Source organism: Arthrobacter koreensis, assembly GCF_009193255.1.
GTDB lineage: Bacteria > Actinomycetota > Actinomycetes > Actinomycetales > Micrococcaceae > Arthrobacter_B > Arthrobacter_B koreensis.
The window spans coordinates 137,661-161,432 of the sequence record NZ_WACG01000001.1; the positions used below are offsets into that span (position 1 = coordinate 137,661).

General features: G+C 65.5%; 21 protein-coding genes. 14 read left to right on the forward strand and 7 right to left on the reverse strand.

The features are described from left to right. Positions 1–17: 17 nt before the first annotated feature. Together GD628_RS00620 and GD628_RS00625 are read right to left on the reverse strand one after the other, a co-directional pair. Positions 18–1,088, reverse strand: a complete 1,071-nt coding sequence (locus GD628_RS00620) for a hemolysin family protein (protein WP_091603368.1) — start codon at positions 1,086–1,088, stop codon at positions 18–20. Next, positions 1,085–2,533 carry a hemolysin family protein gene (locus tag GD628_RS00625; RefSeq protein WP_152273540.1) on the reverse strand — a complete coding sequence of 483 codons (1,449 nt, stop codon included), beginning with the start codon at positions 2,531–2,533 and terminating at the stop codon, positions 1,085–1,087. The genes GD628_RS00620 and GD628_RS00625 overlap by 4 nt, the downstream gene beginning before the upstream one ends. Positions 2,534–3,026: 493 nt before the next feature. On the opposite strand from GD628_RS00625, the gene GD628_RS00630 reads away from it, so the two are divergent. Together GD628_RS00630 and GD628_RS00635 are read left to right on the forward strand one after the other, a co-directional pair. Next, a complete protein-coding gene (locus tag GD628_RS00630; RefSeq protein ID WP_152273541.1) occupies positions 3,027–6,845 on the forward strand; it encodes a multifunctional oxoglutarate decarboxylase/oxoglutarate dehydrogenase thiamine pyrophosphate-binding subunit/dihydrolipoyllysine-residue succinyltransferase subunit in 3,819 nt (1,272 codons plus the stop codon). A gap of 92 nt (positions 6,846–6,937) precedes the next feature. Beyond that, positions 6,938–7,537 carry a GDSL-type esterase/lipase family protein gene (locus tag GD628_RS00635; protein WP_091603818.1) on the forward strand — a complete coding sequence of 200 codons (600 nt, stop codon included), beginning with the start codon at positions 6,938–6,940 and terminating at the stop codon, positions 7,535–7,537. Positions 7,538–7,602: 65 nt separating this feature from the next. On the opposite strand, the gene GD628_RS00640 is transcribed toward GD628_RS00635, so the two are convergent. Then, a complete protein-coding gene (locus tag GD628_RS00640) occupies positions 7,603–8,568 on the reverse strand; it encodes a zinc-binding dehydrogenase (RefSeq protein ID WP_152273542.1) in 966 nt (321 codons plus the stop codon). A 143-nt stretch (positions 8,569–8,711) separates the two neighbouring features. On the opposite strand from GD628_RS00640, the gene GD628_RS16950 reads away from it, so the two are divergent. Further along, positions 8,712–8,786, forward strand: a complete 75-nt coding sequence (locus GD628_RS16950; RefSeq protein ID WP_369299106.1) for a 50S ribosomal protein bL37 — start codon at positions 8,712–8,714, stop codon at positions 8,784–8,786. Positions 8,787–8,874: 88 nt separating this feature from the next. Here the strand turns inward: GD628_RS16950 and rsrA are convergent, their stop codons facing one another. Both rsrA and GD628_RS00650 read right to left on the reverse strand, forming a co-directional pair. Further along, entirely contained in the window at positions 8,875–9,135 is a 261-nt protein-coding gene (gene rsrA / locus GD628_RS00645; protein WP_091603356.1) for a mycothiol system anti-sigma-R factor, read from the reverse strand. Further along, positions 9,132–9,899 carry a sigma-70 family RNA polymerase sigma factor gene (locus GD628_RS00650; RefSeq protein ID WP_377955743.1) on the reverse strand — a complete coding sequence of 256 codons (768 nt, stop codon included), beginning with the start codon at positions 9,897–9,899 and terminating at the stop codon, positions 9,132–9,134. Before GD628_RS00650 ends, rsrA begins: the two co-directional genes overlap by 4 nt. A 255-nt stretch (positions 9,900–10,154) precedes the next feature. Here GD628_RS00650 and GD628_RS00655 point away from each other — a divergent pair, with 255 nt between their 5' ends. From GD628_RS00655 to GD628_RS00685, 7 genes are all read left to right on the forward strand, one after another. Next, on the forward strand, positions 10,155–10,730 hold the full coding sequence (locus GD628_RS00655) for a DoxX family membrane protein (protein WP_091603353.1): 576 nt from the start codon (positions 10,155–10,157) through the stop codon (positions 10,728–10,730). 5 nt (positions 10,731–10,735) lie between these two features. Next, positions 10,736–12,070 carry a 3-phosphoshikimate 1-carboxyvinyltransferase gene (gene aroA, locus GD628_RS00660; protein ID WP_152273543.1) on the forward strand — a complete coding sequence of 445 codons (1,335 nt, stop codon included), beginning with the start codon at positions 10,736–10,738 and terminating at the stop codon, positions 12,068–12,070. Between the two features lie 2 nt (positions 12,071–12,072). Next, on the forward strand, positions 12,073–13,191 hold the full coding sequence (rsgA, locus tag GD628_RS00665) for a ribosome small subunit-dependent GTPase A (protein WP_091603347.1): 1,119 nt from the start codon (positions 12,073–12,075) through the stop codon (positions 13,189–13,191). Positions 13,192–13,302: 111 nt separating this feature from the next. Beyond that, the gene (gene hisN, locus GD628_RS00670; protein WP_091603344.1) at positions 13,303–14,112 is read left to right on the forward strand and encodes a histidinol-phosphatase; all 810 of its coding nucleotides are present in this window, start codon (positions 13,303–13,305) and stop codon (positions 14,110–14,112) included. Between the two features lie 8 nt (positions 14,113–14,120). Continuing rightward, positions 14,121–14,903 carry a class I SAM-dependent methyltransferase gene (locus GD628_RS00675; protein WP_152273544.1) on the forward strand — a complete coding sequence of 261 codons (783 nt, stop codon included), beginning with the start codon at positions 14,121–14,123 and terminating at the stop codon, positions 14,901–14,903. Positions 14,904–15,014: 111 nt separating this feature from the next. Beyond that, complete coding sequence (locus GD628_RS00680; RefSeq protein WP_152273545.1) at positions 15,015–16,103, forward strand: carboxylate-amine ligase; 1,089 nt, start codon at positions 15,015–15,017, stop codon at positions 16,101–16,103. A 117-nt stretch (positions 16,104–16,220) separates the two neighbouring features. Beyond that, a complete protein-coding gene (locus GD628_RS00685; protein WP_152273546.1) occupies positions 16,221–17,318 on the forward strand; it encodes a carboxylate-amine ligase in 1,098 nt (365 codons plus the stop codon). A gap of 5 nt (positions 17,319–17,323) precedes the next feature. Here the strand turns inward: GD628_RS00685 and GD628_RS00690 are convergent, their stop codons facing one another. Then, a complete protein-coding gene (locus tag GD628_RS00690) occupies positions 17,324–19,027 on the reverse strand; it encodes a glycoside hydrolase family 13 protein (protein ID WP_152273547.1) in 1,704 nt (567 codons plus the stop codon). A 227-nt stretch (positions 19,028–19,254) separates the two neighbouring features. On the opposite strand from GD628_RS00690, the gene GD628_RS00695 reads away from it, so the two are divergent. Beyond that, entirely contained in the window at positions 19,255–19,752 is a 498-nt protein-coding gene (locus tag GD628_RS00695) for a DUF1269 domain-containing protein (protein ID WP_152273548.1), read from the forward strand. Between the two features lie 83 nt (positions 19,753–19,835). Further along, the gene (locus GD628_RS00700) at positions 19,836–20,210 is read left to right on the forward strand and encodes a hypothetical protein (protein WP_091603325.1); all 375 of its coding nucleotides are present in this window, start codon (positions 19,836–19,838) and stop codon (positions 20,208–20,210) included. 33 nt (positions 20,211–20,243) lie between these two features. Here the strand turns inward: GD628_RS00700 and GD628_RS00705 are convergent, their stop codons facing one another. Next, on the reverse strand, positions 20,244–20,927 hold the full coding sequence (locus GD628_RS00705; protein WP_226802283.1) for a uracil-DNA glycosylase family protein: 684 nt from the start codon (positions 20,925–20,927) through the stop codon (positions 20,244–20,246). Positions 20,928–21,457: 530 nt separating this feature from the next. On the opposite strand from GD628_RS00705, the gene GD628_RS00710 reads away from it, so the two are divergent. Together GD628_RS00710 and GD628_RS00715 are read left to right on the forward strand one after the other, a co-directional pair. Next, entirely contained in the window at positions 21,458–21,826 is a 369-nt protein-coding gene (locus tag GD628_RS00710) for a DUF6507 family protein (protein WP_152273549.1), read from the forward strand. Further along, complete coding sequence (locus GD628_RS00715; RefSeq protein WP_193313162.1) at positions 21,826–23,724, forward strand: hypothetical protein; 1,899 nt, start codon at positions 21,826–21,828, stop codon at positions 23,722–23,724. The genes GD628_RS00710 and GD628_RS00715 overlap by 1 nt, the downstream gene beginning before the upstream one ends. The last annotated feature ends 48 nt before the right edge of the window (positions 23,725–23,772 follow it).

Below are 23,772 nucleotides of genomic sequence, written 5' to 3' on the forward strand. Positions count from 1 at the left end.
ATTCGCATCTAAGGGGTCTAGCCGCTGAAACTCTCCCCCGAGCGGCGCAGCCCCTGGGACTGGGTGGCATCCCGAATCTCGCCCACCAGCTGCTCGATGATGTCCTCCAGGAACAGCACGCCCCGGGTCTGAGCGTCATCGCCAAGGACTCGGGCAACGTGGGAGCCCGTGCGCTGCATGACCGCCAGCGCATCCTCGATTCCGTCGCTGAGCCGCAGATTGGCCAGCGTGCGGACCTTGTTTTCCGTGATCGGCCGCTCGTAGGCCTCCTCCGGAATGGCCATGACGTCCTTCAGGTGCATGTACCCGGTGAAGTTTCCTGCCTCGTCCATCAGCACAAAGCGGGAGAAGCCGGTGCGCCCAACAGCCTTCTCGAACTCGGCCGGAGTGCAGTCCGTTCGCAGGGTAACCAGCTCATCGAGGGGCACCATGACCTCCCCGGCCGTCTGGCCCGAGAATTCAAGGGCTCCGGAGATGACTCCCGAGTCATCGGCAACCAGCCCGTGCCGGGTGGATTCCTGGACGATTGACTGCACTTCCTGGAGCGTGAAGGACGAGGTCACCTCGTCCTTCGGGGTAATCCCAACAACCCGCAGGGCATGGTTCGCGATCCAGTTGAGGCTTGCCGTGATCGGGCGGACCACCCGCGAGACCATGACCAGCGGAGGGGCCAGCGCCAGCGCAGCGCGGTCCGCTACGGACACTGAAATGTTCTTGGGCACCATCTCGCCGATGGTCACGTGCAGGAACGTCACGAACAGGAGTGCGGCCAGGAACCCGGCTAGATCAGCCACCTCGAGCGGTACGCCCACCGCTTCCAGCGGCGCCGCAAGCAGATGGTGGATCGCCGGTTCCGCGACATACAGGATGAGCAGTGAACACACGGTGATTCCCAGCTGGGCACATGCCAGCATCAGGGACACGTGCTCCATGGCCCAGAGAGTTGTCTTGGCCCGCTTTGAACCAGCCTCCGCCAAGGGTTCGATCTGGCTGCGCCGGGCAGACATAACGGCGAATTCAGCACCCACAAAGAACGCGTTGCCCAGCAGCAGGACCACCAGCCAGAAAATACCGGCGAGATCACTCATCGTGTTCCCTCCCTGCGGCCGGCCGCGGATCCGGCGTTTCCCGCTGACCGGGCACCATGCGCGGCAACCGGCTCGGTACCGCCCGCGGCACGCGCCGTGCGGGCCGACGGTGCAGCCGGAGCTTCACCCTCGGCGGCTTCGTCAGGACCTGACTCAACCGGGACGAAGCAGACCCTGTCGATCCGCCGTCCGTCCATCCGTTCGACTTCCAGGATCCCTCCGGGAACCGGCACTGTGTCTCCCACCTCGGCGATGCGGCCCAGCTCGGCCATGATGTAGCCGCCCACCGTCTCATAGCCGGATTCGTCCGGCACGTGCAGTGATGGAATCAGGACGGATACTTCATCCGGGCGCATGATGCCCGGGAAGTACCAGTAGCCTGCGGCGCTCTGCAGGACGCCGGGCTTGAGCTTGTCATGCTCGTCGGAAACCTCGCCGACGATTTCCTCCACCAGGTCCTCGAGCGTTGCCACGCCGGCCGTGCCACCCCACTCGTCAAGCACGACGGCGAGCTGCAGGTTTGCGCTGCGCAGTTCGGAGAGCAGCGAGTCCAGGTGCACGGTCTCCGGCACCCGGAGGATGTCGCTCATGATGGCTGCCGCCGGCAGCTCCGCGCGCTTGCGGCGGGGAACGGCAACGGCTTTCTTCACGTGCACCACGCCGCGGATGTCATCCGGGGAATCGCCGAGGACAGGAAAGCGCGAGTAGCCGGTCCGCCGGGCCGCGTCGATGACATCGGAGACGGGCTGGTCGGCGTCGATCGTTTCCAGGCGGATCCGGGGTGTCATGACGTCCGCCGCCGTCCGTTCGGAGAAGGACAGCGTGCGGGCCAGGAAGTTGGCGGTGCCTGCATCCAGGGTGCCCATTTCGGCCGACCGCCGGACCATCGACGAGAGCTCGGCCGGAGTCCGGGCTCCGGAAACCTCTTCTTTGGCTTCAAGGCCAAAGAGGTTGAGCACCTTGTTGGCGAACCCGTTGAGCAGCAGGATGGCCGGCTTGAACACGAAGGTGAACGCCAGCTGGGGCCGTGCCAGTGCGCGTCCCACTTTAAAGGGAAGTGCAATGGACATGTTCTTCGGGATCAGTTCACCCAGCAGCATTGAAAGCAGGGTGGCCAGCACCATTGCGGCAACAACCGAGATGGACAGTGACGCTGCCGCAGGGAGCCCAAGGGCGGCAAGCGGCCCCTGGAGCAGCCGGCCCACTGAAGGCTCCATGACATAACCGGTCAGCAGCGTTGTCAGCGTGATACCGAGCTGGCAGCTTGAGAGCTGCGTGGAAAGGGTGGTCAGGCAGCGAAGCAGCGGCTCCGCACGGGTGTCGCCCTCCGCCACAGCGCGTCGAACGGTGGGCTGGTCCAGTGCAACCAGCGAGAATTCAACAGCCACGAAAAAACCGGTACCGCAGATCAGCAGCAGCCCGGCCACAAGGAATAACCACTCCATCTCAGGAACCAGCCTCCATGCGGAGGCACGTGCGTGTGGTTCCCCGGGAGCCTGCCGGCGGATTACCGCCTAAAGGGGGAGGTTCAGCTGAAGCCGGACTGGAAGGCTCCGATGAAGCGGCCGGAGAATGCGGGGATCGTGTGCGGGCGTTGCCGGCTCTGTGCGTCCTTGCAGGTGAAACCGCAGTGGATGCAGGCCGGCGCCTAGAGTTGCTGTCCATAGACCTTTCAGTTTACAGCTTTGGCTTCGCCGCACCAGATCAAATGCGGCAGCCGGGCACTGTGCACAATCCCACGCAGATGGCTGAGCAAAGTGTGTCGCATCCCACAGGCGGACACCCCTGAGATTGGCCACTTCGGTTGATCTATAACTAGACTTGCAATCAAGTCTCGGTCACTGCGCACCGGGCCGCACCAGCAAGTCTTGAGGCGGAAGCGCTCAGATCATGGTGCCATCAGGGCAAACGGCAACTCATGGAAGAGGCGTATATCTAGTGCCAGACCAACCCAACCACCGCCTGCCGGAGGAATTCGGCGGGAACGAATGGCTTGTCGACGAATTGTACGAGCAGTACCTCAAGGACAAGAATTCTGTCGACAAGAAGTGGTGGAGCATTTTCGACTCCTTTAAAGCGGAGGACGCCAAGTCATCCGCCGGCAACTCAGCCTCAGGCAACGGTTCCACTCCCCCGAGCGAACTCGGCGCGAACCCCGCCACCCGCCAGCTGCCCGTCGTGCAGACCGAGGCCCAGGCCCCGAAGGCCTCAGGCGAATCTCCCGCAGCAACCCAGCAGTCCGGCAAGTCGCCGGTAGCCAAGGAAGCAGCTTCCAGCAAGGACGAGCCGAAGTCGGCCGCAGCAGCTGCCAAGACTGAAAACAAGCCTGCGCCCATCCCGGCCCAGCTGCCTAAGACCAAGCCCAGCACCGAGACCGAAGAAGACACCGTGACGGTGCTCCGCGGCCCGGCCAAGGCCATTGCTACGAACATGGACCTCAGCCTGAGCGTCCCCACCGCAACCACGGTGCGTGCGGTACCCGCCAAGCTGCTGATCGACAACCGGATTGTCATCAACAGCCACCTGGAACGCGCACGCGGCGGCAAGGTCTCCTTCACACACCTGCTCGGCTACGCCATCATCCGTGCAGCTGCCCAGTTCCCGTCCCAGAACGTTTACTACGACGAGGTGGACGGCAAGCCCGTTGCAGTCCAGCCCGCGCACATCAACTTCGGCCTGGCCATCGACATGCCGAAGCCGGACGGATCCCGCCTGCTGGTAGTGCCGAACATCAAGAAGGCTGAAACCCTGAACTTCTCCGAGTTCTGGCACGCCTACGAAGACCTGGTCAAGCGCACCCGCGCCGGCAAGCTCACCGCCGACGACTACAAGGGCACCACCATCTCGCTGACGAACCCGGGCGGCATCGGAACGGTCCACTCCGTGCCGCGCCTGTCCAAGGGCCAGGCCTGCATCATCGGTGCCGGCGCCCTTGAGTACCCCGCCGAGTTCCAGGGCGCCAACGAGAAGATCCTTGCGCGCAACGCGATCTCCAAGATCATCACCCTGACCTCCACCTATGACCACCGTGTCATCCAGGGTGCCGGCAGCGGCGAGTTCCTGCGCATCGTCCACCAGCTCCTGCTGGGCGAGCAGAACTTCTACGATGACATCTTCGAGTCCCTGCGCATCCCCTACGAGCCGGTTCGCTGGAGCCCCGACATCCAGGTCAACCCGGACGAGCAGATCAACAAGGTTGCCCGCATCCAGCAGCTGATCCACGCCTACCGTGTGCGCGGCCACCTGATGGCGGACACCAACCCCCTGGAGTACGTCCAGCGCCGCCACGCGGACCTGGACGTCCTTAACCACGGCCTCACCCTCTGGGACCTGGACCGTGAGTGGCCCACCGGCGGATTCGGCGGCAAGCCGATGCTGAAGCTGCGCAAGATCCTTGGCGTGCTGCGTGATGCCTACTGCCGTACCGCGGGCATCGAATACATGCACATCCAGGATCCGGAAGAGCGTTCCTGGTTCCAGGACCGCCTCGAGGCCCCGTACAGCAAGCCCACCCGCGAAGAGCAGCTGCGCATCCTGAGCAAGCTCAACGCCGCGGAGGCATTCGAGACGTTCCTGCAGACGAAGTTCGTCGGCCAGAAGCGCTTCTCCCTGGAAGGCGGCGAGTCCCTGATTCCGCTGCTGGACGCCATCATCTCCGGTGCCGCTGACGAAGGCATGGAAGAGGTCGGCATTGGCATGGCCCACCGCGGCCGCCTGAACGTGCTCACCAACATCGCCGGCAAGACCTATGCCCAGGTCTTCCGCGAGTTCGAAGGCACCCAGGACCCCCGCTCCGTGCAGGGCTCCGGCGACGTGAAGTACCACCTCGGAACGGAGGGGACCTTCACCTCGGACAACGGCAACCAGACGAAGGTCTACCTGGCCGCGAACCCCTCGCACCTCGAGGCCGGCGACTCAGTCCTTGAAGGCATCGTGCGCGCCAAGCAGGACCGGCTGGACCGCGGGGACGAATTCCCCGTCCTGCCGATCCTCATCCACGGTGATGCTGCCTTCGCGGGCCAGGGCGTGGTGGCGGAAACGCTTAACCTCTCCCAGCTGCGCGGTTACCGCACCGGCGGCACCATCCACGTGATCGTAAACAACCAGGTCGGTTTCACCACTGCACCGACGTCTTCGCGCTCCTCGGTGTACGCCACCGACGTCGCCAAGATGGTCCAGGCGCCGATCTTCCACGTGAACGGTGACGATCCGGAGCAGGTAGTCCGGATGGCCCAGCTGGCCTTCGATTACCGCCAGCGGTTCAACAAGGACGTCGTCATCGACATGGTGTGCTACCGCCGCCGCGGCCACAACGAGGGCGACGATCCCTCGATGACGCAGCCGATGATGTACTCCCTGATCGAGGCCAAGCGCTCGGTGCGCAAGCTCTACACCGAATCGCTCATCGGCCGCGGTGACATCAGCCAGGAAGAAGCTGAGCAGGCACTTCGCGACTACCAGAGCCGCCTTGAGCGGGTCTTCGCGGAAACGCATGCCGCCCAGACTTCCCCTATCCCGGTCATCACCAAGGACTCCGAAGCTGTGTCCGACCTGGAACGTCCGGCAGCGCAGCAGGAAGGCTCCACCATCGTGGCGCCGGCCAGCACTGCGATCTCCCCGGACACGCTGGCCCGGATCGGCAAGGCCCACGTCACCATTCCGGAGGGCTTCACGGTCCACCCGAAGCTGAAGTCCCTGCTGGAGAAGCGCGAGCAGATGTCCCGCGAGGGCAACATCGACTGGGGCTTCGCCGAGATTGCCGCCTTCGGCTCGCTCCTGATGGAAGGCGTGCCCGTCCGGCTTGCCGGCCAGGACTCCCGCCGCGGCACATTCACCCAGCGCCACGCTGTCTTCCATGACCGCGCCACCGGCGCTGAGTGGACTCCGCTGGCAGACCTGGACCCGAACCAGGCCAAGCTGTGGATCTACGACTCGCTGCTGTCCGAATTCGCTGCCCTCGGCTTCGAATACGGCTACTCGGTGGAACGCCCCGACGCACTCGTGCTGTGGGAGGCGCAGTTCGGTGACTTCGTCAACGGTGCGCAGACCATCATTGACGAGTTCATTTCCTCCGCGGAGCAGAAGTGGGGCCAGCGCTCCTCCCTGGTCATGATGCTGCCGCACGGCTACGAAGGCCAGGGCCCGGACCACTCCTCCGCACGGATCGAGCGGTTCCTGCAGCTGTGCGCCGAGGACAACATGATCGTGGCCAACCCCACGACCGGTGCCTCGCACTTCCACCTGCTGCGCCGCCAGGCCTACAGCCGTCCGCGGAAGCCGCTGGTGATCTTCACTCCGAAGCAGCTGCTTCGCCTGAAGGCCGCGGCTACGTCGGTGGAGGAATTCACCCAGGGCTCGTTCCAGCCGGTCATCGGCGAACACGCCGAACTGGAAGCGGGCGCCGTGGACAAGGTCCTGCTGGTCTCCGGCCGCCTGTACTACGACCTGCTGGCCAACCGCCAGAAGGCCGGCGACGAGAAGACCGCGATCATCCGCGTCGAGCAGCTCTACCCGCTGCCCTACAAGGAGATCCAGGACGCTGTGGCCAAGTACCCGAACGCAGAAATCATCTGGGCACAGGACGAGCCGGCCAACCAGGGTCCGTGGCCGTTCATCGGCCTGAACCTGCCGCCGGAACTGGACCGCCCGCTGCGGCTGGTCTCGCGTCCCGCGTCGGCCTCCACGGCCACCGGTTCGGCCAAGCGGCACGCCGTTGAGCAGGACATCCTGGTCAAGAAGGCCTTCGAGCGCCGCTAATAGGCTAGGTTTGGGTGGGGCACCGGCTGGTGCCCCACCCGGCTTTTAACCCGCCCTTCATCTGGACACTGACGCAACTGAAAAGGGAACTCGTGGAACAACGCAGAATCAGGCTCGCTGCGGTCGGAGACGAACTGCTCGCCGGCCACGGCGATCCCCGCGCCCTGGGCTGGCTCGGCCGCGTGCTGGCCCGCACGACGCCGGATAACGCAACGCTGGAGGCCTACAGCCTCGCGGCTCCCGGCGAAGGCACCGAAGCACTTGCCAACCGCTGGCTGATGGAGGCCGGCCGAAGGTTTGATGAGACATGCGAGAACCGGCTGGTGATCGGTCTTTCGGACCGTGACCTGGACCTGGAGCTCTCAACGGCCCGCAGCCGGCTGAACCTTGCCAACATCCTGGACGGCGCCGCCCAGATGAGCATCAAGGTCCTGGTGGTCGGTCCCCCGCCGGGGCTCGACGCCGAACGGAACCGCCGGCTCGCGGACCTCTCCGCAGCCTTCGGCGACGTCACCACCCGCCGCAAGCATGTCTACGTGGATACACTCACTCCGCTGCTCAACCATGAACAGTGGCGGACAGACCTCGCATCCAACGGCGGAACTCCCGGGCAGGCCGGTTACGGCCTGATCGCCTGGCTGGTCCTGCACCGCGGATGGTTCCGCTGGCTCGACCTGCCGGACATGAACTGAAAACCTGATCAGCACGCGAAAGGCGTCCGCACCCGCGGACGCCTTTCGCGTTTTCCGGAACCAGGCTAGTGCCGGAACACGATCTTTCCGGTGGCAGCGCCGTCGTGCATTCGCCGGAAGCCCTTGGCGGCGTCCTCAAGGGACAGGACCGAATCGATTTCCGGGCGAACCCCCGTGGCCAGCAGGAACTGGACCAGGCGCTGCAGTTCGGTCCGCGTTCCCATGGTGGACCCCAGGACCTTCAGCTGCAGGAAGAAGATGCGGTTCAGGTCAGCAGGGGGGTTCGGTCCGGAGGTAGCACCGCAGGTGACCAGGGCACCGCCCGGCTTCAGGGCCTTCAGGGAATGGCCCCAGGTGGCTTCGCCAACGGAGTCGAAGACGGTGTCCACGCGCTCGGGAAGCCGCGCACCGGACTCGAACACCGCCTCCGCGCCAAGCCTGCGTGCATCTTCCAGTTTGGCCGGGCTGCGGCCTGCTACCCAGACCCTGAACCCGGCAGCAGACGCCAGCGCGGTCAGCGCAGTCGCTACCCCTCCCCCGGCGCCTTGAATCAGCACGGTGGATCCCGGTGCAGCGGGCGAGACGGTAAAGAGCATGCGATAGGCCGTCAGCCATGCCGTGGGCAGGCAGGCGGCTTCCTCGAAGCTGAGCTGCGCAGGCTTGGGAACCAGGTTCCGTTCGGGCACCCACACCTCATCCGCCATCGTGCCCGGATACCGCTCGGAGAGCAGCGTCCGGCGCGGATCGAGGGTCTCGTCGCCGTCCCAGCCCGGCGTGGACATTACCGAGTGCACAATAACGTCGTTGCCGTCGTCGTCCACGCCTGCGGCATCGCAGCCCAGGACCATCGGCAGCCGGTCCGCGGGCAAACCTATTCCCTGCAGGGACCACAGATCGTGCCGGTTCAGTGCCGATGCCCGTACCCGCACCCGCCGGAAACCCGGCTCGGGCTCGGGCCTCGGGAGTTCCCCCACCACCAGCCCGCCGAGCGGATCTTCCTGGGACTGGGACTGGGCGTACACGGCTCGCATGCTGAACTCCTTTGGTCGCTTGGTTGGTCCATCCTAGGCGACGCCGCCTGCGGCCGTGCAGGAACAAGTACCGCATTTACGCCGAGGGCACAGTGTGTGGGAGACTGAAGGGCAGAACTTGAAAGCGAAAGAAGGAGGCAGCCATGAGCAAGCGAGCACGCAAGCGTCGTGACCGTAAGCGCGGCGGCGCAAACCACGGCAAGCGTCCCAACACTTAAGTTCGGACGTCCGGCCGGATTTTCCGCGCTAACGAAAGAAAACCCCCGCAGCCTTCCGGCGACGGGGGTTTTCCTTTAGCTACCCAGGTCAGTGGTCTACTGACTGGATCTGGCTGATCCGGGCGAGAATATTCGCCTTCAATGTCTGCGGCGCCTCTTCGGTACACGAACGCTTCACGACGGAACGGATGACGCACTCAAGGTCATGTTCCCCTGCGCATTCCGGGCACCCCTCGAGGTGCTCCTTGATTTCCACCAGGTCGTCATGCGAAAGCGCGCCGTCCAGGTATTCATACAGGCGTTCGATGCGCGCGTCATCGCAATCGCCCAGGCTCTGGCAATCGCTCATAGTGTCTTCCCCTGATTCTCCGCCGCTGCGGCGGCAGCCTTCTGTGCCTTGCCCTTGATGCCGCGCTCGTATGCGTACTCGGCCAGCAGCTCGCGGAGCATCTTGCGCCCGCGGTGCAGCCTGGACATCACGGTGCCGATCGGCGTGTTCATGATTTCTGAAATTTCCTTGTACGCGAAGCCCTCGACATCCGAGAAGTAGACCGCCAGGCGGAACTCCTCCGGGATGGCCTGCAGCGCACTCTTGACGTCGGAGTCCGGCAGGTGGTCCAGCGCCTCGGCTTCAGCCGAACGGAGGCCGGATGAACTGTGCTCGGCAGCCCGTGCAAGCTGCCAGTCCTCCACCCCGTCCGAGTTCGCCTGCAGCGGCTCACGCTGGCGCTTGCGGTACAGGTTGATATACGTGTTGGTCAGGATCCGGTAGAGCCAGGCCTTGAGGTTGGTTCCCGGCTTGTACTGGTGAAACGCCGAGAAAGCCTTTGTGTAGGCTTCCTGCACCAGATCCTCGGCATCTGCCGGGTTGCGGGCCATGCGCATGGCAGCAGAGTAAAGCTGGTCCACATACTGCATGGCATCGCGCTCGAAGCGCAGTTTACGAGCCTCTTCGGGCTCGGACGCGACGTCGAGGCCCGGATCTTCCACCTGTGGGCTGCCTTCCGGCACATCAGTTCTCATTACGTCCAAGTGTAGAGGGCGTGCACGCACCAGCAACCCGGGAAGGGTCCCCTCCACCGTGTTCCGCTCCTGGACCAGCGAACCTGCCATCCGTAGCCTCCGACTCCGCATCCGACGTACCGGCGCCGTGCGCACCGGGTGCCGGCGCGAGACCGACACCATGAATAACCGCCGCCCGCCTGCGGATATTCCAAACAGCGGGCTGCCGGGCGTTAAGCAGCCGAGGTGTGCAAGGGACCCAAAGGTGCCAGACTAGGGAGTATCCGTTGCGTACGGGGGTCCCGCCAGGCACACCCGTATCATCTTTGAACGCACGCCGGTTCGGCGTAACCCAGGAGGCCACGCATGAGCATTGTCCGAAAACTAGCCCGTCCGCTCCTCGCCGCCGGCTTTGCGGCAGCGGGCGTGGAACGGCTCCGCAACGCCGACCAGACCGCCCAGCAGCTCACTCCGACCCTGGACCGCCTGGGTTCAGTGGTGCCGTCTGCCGCAGGTCTGAACCCGGCCTCCGTCGCCCGTGTCCTCGGCGCCACCCAGCTCGGCGCCGCTGCCATGCTGGGCCTGGGCAAGTTTTCCCGGCTGGCCGGGCTGGTCCTCGCCGCAACAGCCGGCGTGAACACCCTCGTTGAATACCGCAACGGGGACGCCACCACGGCCGAGGGACGGAAAGAACGCCGGACGCAGCTCCTGAAGAACCTCTCGCTGATCGGCGGCGTACTCCTCGCGGCCGTGGATACCAACGGCCGCCCGGGCCTGGCCTGGCGTGCAGAGCACCTGGTGCAGGACACGCAGCGCAGCGTGCGTGCCATGGGCAAGGATGCCGGACGCCGGTCCCGGAAAGTCACCAAGCAGACCCGTAAGCAGCTGGCCAAGGCAGAACGCGCCGTCCGCAGCACCGCGTCAGATATCGCAGGTTCCTAAGCACCATGACTGAAACATCCGTGCCCGTCGCAGAAGGCTGGCCGGCCCCCACCCCTGGCCGCCCCGTCACCGGGGTGGTCAGGGTTCCAGGCTCCAAATCCCTCACCAACCGCTATCTGGTCCTGGCCGCCCTGGCGGACGGACCCTCCCGCCTGCGCGCTCCGCTGCATTCCCGGGACTCCGCCCTGATGGTTGCGGCGCTGCGGTCCCTCGGCGCGGAAATCACAGAGGTTTCCGACAGCGGACCATTCGGCCCGGACCTGCTGGTGGAGCCGATTCCAGCAGGCGCTGCCGGCAACACCAACGTGGACTGCGGCCTGGCCGGAACCGTCATGCGTTTTGTGCCGCCGCTGGCTGCCCTGCGGACCGGTACCACTGCGTTCGACGGCGACCCGCACGCGCGCCAGCGTCCCATGGGTGCGACCGTCGAGGCCCTTCGGGGCCTTGGCATTGAGGTGGACGACGGCGGACGCGGCGCCCTGCCCTTCAGCGTCACCGGCCGCGGCGGCGTTCCCGGCGGACGCGTGGAGATCGACGCCGGTGCCTCCTCCCAGTTCGTCTCCGCCCTGCTGCTGGCCGGCGCACGTTTCACGGATGGCCTGCACCTGGTGCACACCGGGGAAACGGTTCCGAGCCTGGACCACATCGCCATGACCGTCCAGGTGCTCCGGGAATGCGGAGTGGCCGTGGATGACTCAGTACCCAACGAGTGGCGCGTCGCGCCCGGACCGGTCAGGGCCTTCGATGTGGACATCGAACCCGATCTGTCCAACGCCGGCCCGTTCCTGGCCGCAGCCGTGGCCACCGGCGGGAGCGTAAGCATCCCCGGCTGGCCCGAACAGACCACCCAGGTTGGCGACAAGTGGCGGGAAATCCTGCCTCAGATGGGTGCCACCGCAGAGCTCGCCGACGGGGTGCTGACTGTCACCGGCAGCGGAGCGGTGCGGGGCGGCACCTTTGCCAATACCAGCGAGCTGGCACCCACTGTGGCCGCACTCTGCGCACTGGCCGACTCGCCGTCGGTCCTGACCGGCATTGCGCACCTGCGCGGCCACGAAACTGACCGGCTGGCAGCCCTCAGGACTGAAATCAACGGTCTGGGCGGGAACGTCACGGAAACGGCCGACGGCCTGGCCATCAGCCCTGCACCGCTTCACGGCGGCGTTTTCGGCACCTACGCCGACCACCGCATGGCCACCGCCGGAGCGATCCTGGGTCTGTCGGTTCCCGGAGTTGTCGTGGAGGACATCGCGGCGACATCCAAGACCATGCCCGAATTCGCGCAGCTCTGGACCGGCCTGGTGGCCGGTACGGAGCCGACGGCGGCGCAGGAGGACTAGCCGTGGCACGAGGCACCTCAGGCTGGGACGAGTCGGACGTCCGCATCCGGCCCAACAAGAAGGGCTCGCGGCCCCGGACCAAGGACAGGCCCGCCCACGAAGACGCCGTCACGGGACGCATCATCACCGTTGACCGCGGCCGCTACACCGCGATCGTGGACGAAGACACCCCGCAGGAACGCATAGTCACGGCAGCCCGGGCACGGGAACTGCGGCGCACGCCGGTGGTTGCCGGGGACCTTGTGGGTCTGGTGGGCGATGTCAGCGGATCCCCCGACAGCCTGGCCCGGTTGGTGAAGGTCAACGAGCGCGCCACGCTGCTGCGCCGATCAGCGGACGACACCGATCCGGTGGAGCGGGTAGTGGTAGCCAACGCGGACCAGCTGGTGATTGTGGTTGCCGCCGCCAATCCCGAGCCGCGGACAGGGTTCATCGACCGCGCCCTGGTGGCGGCTTACGACGCCGGCATCTCACCCCTCCTCTGCATCACCAAGGCAGACCTGAAGGATCCCGCGGAGCTGCTCGCCAACTATGAGCACCTGGACCTGGAAGTAGTCATCAGCCGCACGGCCCGGGCCGACGACGCGGGAATCGATTCCGAGTCCGACGACGGCCTCTCCGCCCGCCTGGCCGGAGGCGCCGTGGCCGCCCTGCACGAGCATCTCCTGGGCAAGGTGAGCGTCCTGGTGGGCCACTCCGGCGTCGGGAAGTCCACCCTGGTGAACGCGCTGACCGGTTCGCGCCGCGCCACCGGCGGCGTGAACGCCGTCACCGGCCGGGGCCGGCACACGTCCTCCTCTGCGCTGGCGCTGAAAGTGCAGGATGCACCGGCAGGCAGCTGGATCATCGATACCCCAGGCATCCGCTCCTTCGGTCTGGCCCACGTGGACCCGGACCGGATCCTGAGCGCCTTCCCTGACCTCGAGCCGGGCACGGAAGACTGTGAGCGCGGCTGCCGCCATGACGATGAGGCCGTCAACTGCGGACTCGACCCGTGGGTTGAGTCCGGAAACGCCGGACCCGCCGGACCTGCACGGCTCGCCTCGTTGCGCAGGCTGCTGGGCTCCGGCGGCCTGCGCACCGAGAACCGCGCCCAGGCCAAGGAACTGGGCACCCAGTAAGGGCCGAAGTACCCCGGCCGGCACATCCTGGAGGCCTTCTCCGGACAGGTACACGCCGCGCGCACCTGCGTAAACGTGGGCAGGGCGGCGGCAATAGCGATAAGTTGAAGTATGCCGTTCGTTCAGAACTACAACGATGATCTGCGTCTCGCCCATGTAATGGCCGACTCCGTGGACGACCAGACCATGTCAAGGTTCAAGGCGCAGGACCTCCGCGTCGAGACCAAACCGGACCTGACGCCCGTCACCGACGCAGACAAGGCAGCCGAAGACGCCATCCGCGGGCAGCTTTCCCGTGCCCGGCCGCGCGACGCTGTCCTCGGCGAGGAATTCGGTTCCACCGGTTCCGGGCCCCGGCGCTGGATTGTGGATCCGATCGACGGCACCAAGAATTTCGTGCGGGGCGTGCCCGTCTGGGCTACCCTCATCGCGCTGGTGGACGACGGCGTTCCGGTAGTCGGCGTCGTCAGCGCGCCGGCGCTGGGCAAGCGCTGGTGGGCAGCGACGGGAACCGGTGCCTATATGGGCCGTTCACTCGCCTCGGCCACCCGGCTGCGGGTCTCCGACGTCTCGAATCTGGCCGACGCCTCGCTGTCCTACTCCAGCCTCACCGGGTGGAAGCAGCGCGGTAACCTGGATGAGTTCCTCGGCCTGACCGAATCCGTGTGGCGTACCCGCGCCTACGGCGATTTCTGGTCCTACTGCATGGTGGCCGAGGGCGCAGTGGACATCGCATGCGAGCCGGAGCTCAACCTGTATGACATGGCAGCCCTGGTGCCAATCGTGACCGAGGCCGGCGGCCGGTTCACGTCCCTTGACGGCGAAGACGGCCCCTTCGGCGGCAACGCGCTGGCTACTAACGGAATGCTGCACAACGAAGTACTGCAGCGGCTCAACCCCGAACTCGACGACCTCTTCTAGGACTCCACGTGGCTTCCAGCGGACCCAAGCTCGACGGTCTGCGGCGCCGTCAGCTGGGCGGCAGCTACCGCACCGGCGCCGAACACTACGACAGGATCCGTCCCGGCTACCCGAATGACGCCGTGGACTGGCTCTTTGACATCCCGTCCCTTGCCGGACGGCCGGCAGCATCCGTGTCCGTGGCGGACATCGGCGCCGGTACGGGCAAATACACCGCCGCCCTGGCATCTGCGGGTTTCGCGGTGCGCGCCGTGGATCCGTCCGCGGACATGCTCGCCCAGCTCTCCCGGTCGCTGCCGAACGTCCCTGCCGTCCAGGGCACGGCCGAACACACGGGACTCCCGGATTCCTCGCTTGATGCCGTGACGGTGGCACAGGCGTGGCACTGGTGCGACCCGGTGGCCTCCGCGCGGGAGTTCAGCCGGATTTTGGCGCCTCACGGATTCGCGGGACTGGTCTGGAACCAGCTGGACGTCAGCGTTCCCTGGGTACACCGCTTTTCCCGGATCATCCACGCTGGGGACGTGCTGCGCCCGGGGTTCCGTCCGGAACTGGGACCGGAACTCAAGCTGCAGGAATTCCACACCACTTCCTGGTCCGTGGCGATGACTCCCGAGGACCTTGCGGAGCTGGCACAATCCCGGGCCTACTATCTCTCCGCTCCTGAAACCACCCGAGCCAAGGTCCTGGCGAACCTTTCCTGGTACCTGTACGAGCACCTCGGCCACGTGCCGGGAGAAGAGCTGCAGCTGCCCTACCTCACGTTCACCTGGCGGGCAGTTCGGGCCTAGGCGGGACAAGCGTGCTACTTGGCACGGCCCTCTCCCGGTGGGGCCCGGCCCTGCCCTAAACTGAGCCAACGGGCACCCAGCTCGCGGATTCTTCGGCGACCAGGGGAATGCATGGCGACGTTCGGCATTGAAGAGGAGTTCCTGCTCGTGGATCCGGCCACGGGGATTCCCGTGCCCCGCGCTGCCGGGCTGTCACGGGCACTCGAGTCGTCTCCCGCCATCCCGCCGGCAGCGCCGGTCGGCCAGGCAGAGTTCCTCGCCTGCCAGCTGGAAACGTCCACGGCCATTTGCGACACGCTGGACGAAGCAGGTGCCTCCCTGCTGGAGGCCCGCACCGCCATAGCCGGCGCGGCCGATGAGGCGGGCATCGGCGTCGTTGTTTCCGGTGCCGCTCCGCGGATTGCCAACAGTCCGGCGGAGATCTCGGGTACCGAACGCTACCAGTCCATGGGAGAGCTGACCGGCGCCGTTGCCGGCGAACACTACGTCAACGGTACGCACATCCATGTTGCGGTACCGGACAGGGACGCCGGGATCACCGCCCTGAACAAGCTTCGCCCATGGCTTGCGACCCTGGCTGCCCTGGGCGCCAACTCCCCTTTCTGGCGCGGCAGGGACAGCAGTTTTTCCAGCTGGCGGCTGATCCACTACCGCCGCTGGTCCGTGCAGGGCTGCCCGCCCGAGTTCGCCGATGCAGCCGATTATGATCGGAGGCTTTCCAGGCTCATCGGATCCGACGCCGTCCTGGATGCCGGACACATTGGCTGGGCAGCAAGACTGTCCGAGCGTTATCCGACCGTGGAAGTGCGCGTAGGTGACGCGCAGCTTGAGGCGGCGGACTCCGTCCTCCTGGCTGCGCTGGTGCGCGGACTCGTCCTGACCGAAGAAGCGGCACCCGGAATCCATCCGGACCCCGAACTCCTCGACGCCGGACTGTGGCAGGCAGCCCGGTATGGTCTGGGCGGGCGGCTGATGGATGTTCAGGGGGACCCGTCTGCGGCCGCGGACCAGGTTTTTGCGCTGGTAGAACACATCCGTCCCGTGCTGGAAGACAACGGAGACGCGGACTACGTCACGGCAGGCGTGCAGCGGATGCTCACCCTTGGTACAGGTGCGGTCCGCCAGCGTGCCGCCTATGCTGCCGGCGGCTGGGACGGACTCGCCGCCCTGTACGGAGCCTCCCTCACATCCGGTGCCTGACGCCGCAACAAAACCTCAGTACGCTTCCCGTTTGGCTTCCAGGCACCCTTCGGCCCTAGTCTTTTTCAGGAAGTGCTGCGGGTAGTTGCCTGCAGCCATGAATATCTGGAGGGATGCATGGCAACACTGGGCATCGAGGAAGAGTACCTGCTGCTGGACCCGGTTTCCGGGCTCCCGGTGCACAAGGCGGAGGAAGTTGCTGGCTATCTGCACCGCTCTCCGCGTGTGACCGAAGGTGAGATCCAGCGCGAGCTGCTCAGCTGCCAGATCGAAACCGCCACACCGGTCTCCGCCACGCTGACCGAAGCGGAAGAGTACCTGCTGAACTTCCGCGGGCAGCTTGAAGCCGCTGCGCGCAAAGCTTCGGTCGTGGCGTCCGGAACGGCATCTGCACCGTTCATTGAGGACCACTACCCGGAGCTGACGGACAAGGAACGCTACCGGCAGCTGCGTGAAAGCGCACCGGGAATCGTCGGCGACCAGTTCGTGAACGGACTGCACGTCCATGTATCGATTCCGGACCGGGAAGCCGGGGTCCAGGCACTGAACCGCATCCGCGAGTGGCTGCCCGCCATTGTGGCGCTGAGCTGCAACTCTCCCTACTGGCTGGGACGGGACAGCGGTTTCGGCAGCTGGCGCGTGGTCCACTACCGCCGCTGGCCGGTCCAGGGCTGCCCTCCCACCTTCAAGGATGCGGCAGACTACGAACGCCGCGTGGCACAGCTGGTGTCCACCGGGGCGATTATCGACCGGGGTGTCCTGACCTGGATGGCACGGCTGTCAGATTCCTATCCCACCCTGGAGGTGCGGGCCGGCGACGCACAGCTGCGCGCGCGGGACTCCGTGCTGATCGCGGCCCTGGTCCGCGGGCTGGTGAGCACGGCGGTCGAGGAAGCGGGCCGGGGAATCGACAGGCCGGTCCCGGAAGCCGAGCTGCTTGACGCCGCCATGTGGCAGGCCGCCCGCGAGGGCCTGACCGGCCAGCTAGTGGATCCGGTCAGCGCCAAGCTGGTCCCTGCAGCGGACCGCGTCCAGGCCCTGCTGGACTTCGTCTCCGAAGCGCTCGACGCCGAGAATGACGCGGAGTGGGTTCGCGCCGGACTGCAGGACATCCGGGACACCGGTACCGGGTCCGAGCGCCAGCGCCGGGCCATGGACCAGGGTGGAACGGCCGCGCTGCTGAAGCTCTACGGCACCGCCCTCACCGGAGAATAGTGCGCCTAGGGAAGCCCGCTGATATCAAGAACGCGGGCTTCCCAGGGACCAAGCACTTCCTTCCGTCGTTCTGCGCCGTAGTTCCCCAGGATCAGTTCGCCCTCCTGCAGGTCTGCGGGAACGGCCTGCTCGAGCCCGGAGAGGTTTCCCATCACGCCCAGGCTCATCTCCCCCAGGCTCCGGCTGAAGGCAAAAAGTGCCGGATGGTGTGCGTGCAGGAGCTGAAAGTCACCCGTCGCAATTACCGGCAGCTCATGGCGGAGCCGGATCAGCTGCTGGTAGTAGCGGTAGATGGATTGTGGTGCGGCGAGGTCCTGTTCAACGTTGATTTCCCGGTATCTGGGCCCCAGCCCGATCCACGGCACACCGTCCGTAAACCCTGCCGCAGGTTCCGGGGTCCACTGCATGGGTGTCCTGGCGTTGTCCCGGCTGGCGTGTGCCAGGATCTCCAGGACGGTCTCCGGGTCCATCCCGCGGGCCGTCGAGTCCGCGTAGTAGTTCAATGATTCGACGTCCCGGTACTGGTCAACCCGCGTGAACCCGGCGTTCGTCATACCGATTTCCTCCCCCTGGTAGATAAAGGGAGTCCCGCGCTGCATGTGCAGCAGGGTCGCCCACAGCGTGGCGGACTCATACCGGAAGACGCCGTCGTTGCCGTACCTGGAAAGATGGCGCGGCTGGTCATGGTTGCTGAGGTAAAGGCTGTTCCAGCCCCGCTCGGCCAGTCCGCGCTGCCACCGGTTCCAGGACGTCTTCAGGTCCCTGAGGTTTACCGGACGGCGGTCCCACTTGCCGCCGGGTCCGTGGTCCAGGTTGACGTGCTCAAACTGGAAAAGCATGTCCAGTTCGTTCCGGTAGGGATCAGTGAAGAGCCGTGCTTCGTCGACGGTCGCCCCCGTAGTTTCTCCGACAACCAGGTAGTCCTCACTGCGGTGCGCGAAGACTGCGCGCATCATCTCCTGCACAAACTCGTGCACGCGGGGTCCGGACGTAAAGAACGGGGAACCGTCTCCCCAGACACCGCCGAACTGGATCATGCTGTCGGGGAAGCGCTGGTCCTTCGAGATGAAGTTCACGGCGTCCATCCGGAAACCGTCTATGCCGCGGTCCATCCACCAGTTCATCATCGCGTAGATCCGGTTGCGGACCCTGGTGCTCGCCCAGTTCAGGTCCGGCTGGTGACGCGAAAAGATGTGCAGGTAGTACTGCTGGGTCGGTTCGTGCCAGGTCCAGGCGGAACCGCCGAACAGGGATCCCCAGTTGTTGGGTTCGGCACCGGGATCACCGCCGCGGAACCCCAGGCGCGGATCCCGCCAGTAGTACGAGTCGCGGGAGATATTGTCTCGGGAGGACATGGAGCGTTTAAACGCCTCGTGGTCGGTGGAGGTGTGGTTGATCACCAGGTCCATGATCATCTTCATTCCACGGGCATGGACCTCGGAAAGCAGCCGGTCAAATTCCTCTTCGGTCCCGAACACCGCATCCACTTTCCAGTAGTTGCTGATGTCATACCCGTTGTCCCGCTGCGGCGACTGGTGGATGGGCGAAAGCCACAACACATCGACCCCGAGTTCCTGCAGGTAATCCAGCCGCCGGATGATCCCGGTCAGGTCCCCAATGCCGTCTCCCGTGGTGTCCTGGAAACTGCGCGGGTAGATCTGGTAGACCACAGCGTTGGTCCACCATGCCGGGCGGGAAAGGTCCCTCATTCAGGCTCCTGGGTCAGCGGTCCGGGCGCGGCCGCAGACATGAGTCTACGGCCGCGCAACCCTGCGGGACAGGGACCGGACGAAGAGTTGGCCTCCGCGGGGCGTCGACGGCCCTCTTCCCTTGCCCGGGGCAGCAGGCGCTGGCTAGCGTGGCACCTACTCTAACCGTCCGTGTGCCTGGCACACGCCGGATAGTGCCTGGATCCCAACTGTTTGGAGCATCTGCCATGGCAACACTCACCGTTTGGAAGTTCCCCGACGCGGACGCGGCTGAAAGGGCGACACAGACCCTGGCCAGCCTCGAGTCCCAGAACCTCATCAACGTGCGGGATGAGGCAATCGTCACCTGGCCCCGGGACAAGAAAAAGCCCCGGACCATCCAGGAACACAACATGGCCGGAGCCGGTGCCCTGGGCGGCGGCTTCTGGGGCCTGCTGTTCGGCCTGATCTTCTTCATCCCGCTGATTGGCGCAGCCGTCGGAGCGGCCATCGGTGCACTCTCCGGCTCGATGGTGGACGTCGGCATCGATGACAACTTCATCAAGCAGATCCGCCAGGAAGTCACTCCGGGCACGTCTGCCCTGTTTGTCCTGTCCTCTGACGCCGTGGAGGACAGGGTCCTCGACGCCTTCAAGGATGGCTTCCCGGGAGCCTCGCTGATTGCCACGAACCTGTCCAGGGAGCAGGAAGAGAATCTGCGGAAGGCCTTCGCCGAAGCGGACTAGGCTGCAGCAGCCAGGGGCTGAGAATAAACGGCAGGGCACGACGGCGGGAAATCGCCGTCGTGCCCTGCCGTATCGTTTAACTGATGATTACTCGACGCCAAGCAGCCCAGTACCTTGATATTCCGCTCGAAATGGCTGCCAAGCACGGGATCCCGGCGCGGCTGGAGCAGGCCGAGCTGAATGAACTCGATGCCAACCCTCCGGCCTGGCTGGCGCAGTCCCGGGCGAACCGTACCGGTAAGCGGCCGGTCTGGGTCCAGCTGGAGTGCGCGGTCTGCGGCTTCCGCGAGACGGCCCGCCCTAAGAAGTGGTGGCCTGGCTTCACCTTTGTCGCCTGCTATGACCACAGTGACCGGGAGCTGCCCGAGGTTCCCGCGGGCAGCGTCCGCAGCGAATATGAGGGTGTTGGTTCCCGTTTCACCGGAATCGTCGATGTTCCGGTGAACGAAGCGAACTAGGTTTTCGGCCCTCAGCGTTTGACGCTCTGCCTCTCAGCGGCCGGTTGCGGCCAGGCCGGTGCGCGCCATCGCGTCCTTGTAGACAATCCGCATTTCAGCCAGTGACTCCTGCTGGCGTTCCTCGGTAGCGCCGAAGGAACGGCCCTCTGCCGAACGGGCCTTGTAGACCTTGAGGCTGCGACGGTAGATCATCCGGTTTTCGGTCTTAAGGAACGCGGCCGCCAGGCGCTGCGCTTCGGTGCCGTGCGCCACGATCACCGATGCGCGCGGGACCAGTGCCAGGAAACGCAGCAGCGGCTTCAGGCCCTCTGCCACTTCTTCCTTGGTGAGCTTCGTGTGCGGCTCGCCCGGGGTGTACCAGGGGTGGACGTTCCACGGCATCACGTATTTCGGCTTCAGCCCTACCTGCCAGTGAACGCCGAGGAGGCGGGTGATGGCTTCATCGCTCCCTGCGGTAATGAAGCCTGACGGATGGGCGGGACCGTTGTTCGAAAACAGGCTCACAATCCGGGCTTCGTCCACGTCATGCTGCGGGTCCACGTACGGAACCTCGCTGCCGGGCTTGAGCTCGGCCAGGGTGTCGCACAGCTGGTTGACCTCAGCCACGTTGGGCTCATAGCGGCGGTCGAACAGGGACAGGGAACTGGAATCTACGGGGGTTTCTGTGGAGCTTTCTGCGGGGGTTTCTGCGGACGTTTCGGCGGGGGCGGACTGCATGGGGGTGGCGCTTCTCCTACGGTATTGCGTGTCTTCCCGCCGCGGGGCGTGGGGGCACGTCGCAGCGCTCCGGACTCGCACAGGGCGCGCGAAATACGGAGCAGCAGGTCAGTGATGGGTGCGGTGGAAAGGGGCGTCTCCGCGCCGGAAGCCGGACACTGCGTGGGCAGCGCGGCGGGCGAAGGGCTTCTTCCAAGCTTACCAAGGGCTGGCGGGGGCCGGCGCCAGGGAGCCGCACCGGATAGTGGACCGGCGGGTGTCCGTTGTCAGGGGCCGGTGCCAGGGAGCCGCACCGAAGGGATGGCCGGTGACCGCCCGTTGTTTGGGGCCGGAGCCCGGGCGCCGCACCGAAGGGATGGCCGGCGACCGTCCGTACGCTTCCTAGAGGTTCGGGGCGGTGTCCGGCAGGCGTCCGTTGTTTGGGGCCGGAGCCCGCCGGCACGGCATGGGTAGTTCTGCCCATCGACTTCGGGCGCCAGATGCAGCAGAGTCTGCACTAACGATGATGTCCATCATCTCCAGGGGGAACATTGCAGTACCAGATCCAGCCGGATGTCATCCACGCCGCCATTGTGGATGTCGCTGCCGACGGCCAGGCCCTGCTTGACGCCGGAAAAGACGCAGGATCCAATGCCGACCAGCTGGCCGGCAGTTTTGGTTCTGCTGAAGTTGTCGCCGGGGCGTTTTCCCAGTTCTGGGATCCGCGACGGGACGTTGCGGACATCATCGCCAGCCTGGTTTTCCGGAAAACCTCAGCCTTGGCTGACGCCACGGCGGCTTATGTGGAAGCTGACGGCCACATGGGTGCCGCCGCCGAGTCTGCGCTCGCTAAGCTGCCCACCGAGTACTCCCCGACTCCCCCGCCGCAAACGGGCAGGCTGAAGTTCCTGGAGCAATGATGACCGGCGCTGCGCTTCCCGACATTTCCGGGAACTGGACCAACCTTGATGCTGCCGCTGAGGACCTTCGGGTGCGGGCAGGAGTAGCCGAGAGCTACCTCACCGATGCCGCGGCAGCCTGGCAACGCGTGGTTCCGGCGTACCGGGAGCCTGGAACCCAGGACCTGGTGCACACGGCCATGGACTCTCTGCCCGGCCCCATGGCCGGCTGGCGCTCCGCCCTTGCTGCAGCTGCCGGCATCATCCAGGACTTCGCTGCAGCCGCCGCTATCCTGAGTGACGAGTGCCGGACGCTTGAGGCAGAACGGCCATCCTCAGCCCCTGCCGAAGATGACTCCGCAGCCCGGAGGGCCCTGGACGAATTCAATACCCGTGCCGGTGAGCTCACCGGGAAATGGAACACCCTCCAGGAGGAGACTGCCGCCCGGCTGGCCGCGGTATCCGGCGGTACCGGAGACGGACTGCCCATGACGGCGAGGACCGGAGGGCCTGTGCTCCCGGACGTTCAGTGGAGTGCCCTCACGGTGACCTTGGATGACCGGCTGGGTGCGGTGTCCCCCGCCTTGCTCCTGGAGTCCCTGCGCGGCCTGGACACGGCAGAGCTGCGGGCCTGGACCGAGGCAAACCCGGACGCTGCTGCACTGCTGGCCGCCAATCGGCTGATGGGACCGTTCCCGGCGGGAAGCCCGGAGGCTGCCATGTCTGCCGTCCTCCAGGACAGCTTGTCAGAGGAAGGAATTGCAGCCATCCGCGCTGCTTGGCTGCAACTGCCCGCGGCAGACCAGGAAAAGCTCCTGTTGCTGTATCCCGCGGTGTTTGGCGCACTCAACGGGGTGCCGTTTGCCTCCCGGGTCCACGCCAACACGGTCACGGCCGCCGGCTACCGGCACACACTTGAGCAGGATCTGGCCGCTCTTGGGGAACCGAGGCTCTCCGATTACGGGCACGACCGCGCCTCAGCAATTCGATGGAACAACGACCACACGGCGTGGCAGGCGGAAACGGACCGGCTGAAGGACAAACTGAAGGGGTTGGACTACGTCCTTGACCACGGTATCCAGATAGTCCTGATCAGCGTTGAGGGAGACGGCCGGATCGTCACCATGAAGGGGACACCCTCTGACGCCGTCACGACGTCGGCAGTCCTGGTGCCCGGCACCGGGGCGGACCTGAGCTCCGTGGGAGGCTACACGGACCGGTTGGATTCCGTCGACGGTGACCCATTTCCGGAGAAGCTGTCCTTTTACTGGCAGGGAGCCGATCTGCCGGATGAGCTCCACCACAATGTGACCAGCTCGTATAACGAGGACGGCGGGCCGCTCCTGGCCGCTTTCGACCATGCCTTGGACCTTGAGCTGGCGGAAGATGCCCGCAGCACCTACATCGGTTACAGTGCCGGAGGATCGATGCTCGGCACCGGTGAGCGGGAGGGACTGGATGCCACGAATATCGTTTACGTAGCACCTGCCGGGACGGGCCACGAGGTCTCGGGTCCACAGGACACAGCCAGTCCAAGTGCAAACCGCTACTGGATCCAAACCCGAGATGACCCGATCACGGTGGCACAGGTGGCCGGCGGCGGGTTCCACAGCGGGTCTTTCTGGAGCGGCGGGAATCCCAAAACGCAGATGGGCGCCATACGCCTCGAATCCGGATTCCTGGATCCTTTCGACCCGGACACAGTGATGAAGGGTCACTCGGACTACTTCGTCGAGGGGTCAACCTCTGCAGCGAACATCCAAGCGGTGATCGAGGGAGGCCGGGTGAGCCTGTACGTTGAAGAGGTGTTCCATCACGGGTTCGGTTACTCCTACTGGGAAAGTCCGTTGGAGGATCACCCGGAAGACTACGTGAGAAGGAAGATGCCGACCGTGAGCACCGAAAGTCTCGAAAATTGAAGCTGCGCCAAGGCGGCGTGTTTACCGCCGCAACCGTCCTAATCGCAC

Bases quoted from the DNA above. Each gene is read 5' to 3' on its own strand.
- rsrA (WP_091603356.1), bottom strand. From the start codon at position 9,135: ATGAGCGATTGCCAGAGCCTGGGCGATTGCGATGACGCGCGCATCGAA.
- GD628_RS00680 (WP_152273545.1), top strand. From the start codon at position 15,015: ATGGCGACGTTCGGCATTGAAGAGGAGTTCCTGCTCGTGGATCCGGCC.
- GD628_RS00695 (WP_152273548.1), top strand. From the start codon at position 19,255: ATGGCAACACTCACCGTTTGGAAGTTCCCCGACGCGGACGCGGCTGAA.
- hisN (WP_091603344.1), top strand. From the start codon at position 13,303: ATGCCGTTCGTTCAGAACTACAACGATGATCTGCGTCTCGCCCATGTA.
- GD628_RS00690 (WP_152273547.1), bottom strand. From the start codon at position 19,027: ATGAGGGACCTTTCCCGCCCGGCATGGTGGACCAACGCTGTGGTCTAC.
- aroA (WP_152273543.1), top strand. From the start codon at position 10,736: ATGACTGAAACATCCGTGCCCGTCGCAGAAGGCTGGCCGGCCCCCACC.
- GD628_RS00650 (WP_377955743.1), bottom strand. From the start codon at position 9,899: ATGGCAGGTTCGCTGGTCCAGGAGCGGAACACGGTGGAGGGGACCCTT.
- GD628_RS00705 (WP_226802283.1), bottom strand. From the start codon at position 20,927: ATGCAGTCCGCCCCCGCCGAAACGTCCGCAGAAACCCCCGCAGAAAGC.
- GD628_RS00640 (WP_152273542.1), bottom strand. From the start codon at position 8,568: ATGCGAGCCGTGTACGCCCAGTCCCAGTCCCAGGAAGATCCGCTCGGC.
- GD628_RS00625 (WP_152273540.1), bottom strand. From the start codon at position 2,533: ATGGAGTGGTTATTCCTTGTGGCCGGGCTGCTGCTGATCTGCGGTACC.
- GD628_RS00700 (WP_091603325.1), top strand. From the start codon at position 19,836: ATGATTACTCGACGCCAAGCAGCCCAGTACCTTGATATTCCGCTCGAA.
- GD628_RS00685 (WP_152273546.1), top strand. From the start codon at position 16,221: ATGGCAACACTGGGCATCGAGGAAGAGTACCTGCTGCTGGACCCGGTT.
- GD628_RS00715 (WP_193313162.1), top strand. From the start codon at position 21,826: ATGACCGGCGCTGCGCTTCCCGACATTTCCGGGAACTGGACCAACCTT.
- GD628_RS00655 (WP_091603353.1), top strand. From the start codon at position 10,155: ATGAGCATTGTCCGAAAACTAGCCCGTCCGCTCCTCGCCGCCGGCTTT.
- GD628_RS00620 (WP_091603368.1), bottom strand. From the start codon at position 1,088: ATGAGTGATCTCGCCGGTATTTTCTGGCTGGTGGTCCTGCTGCTGGGC.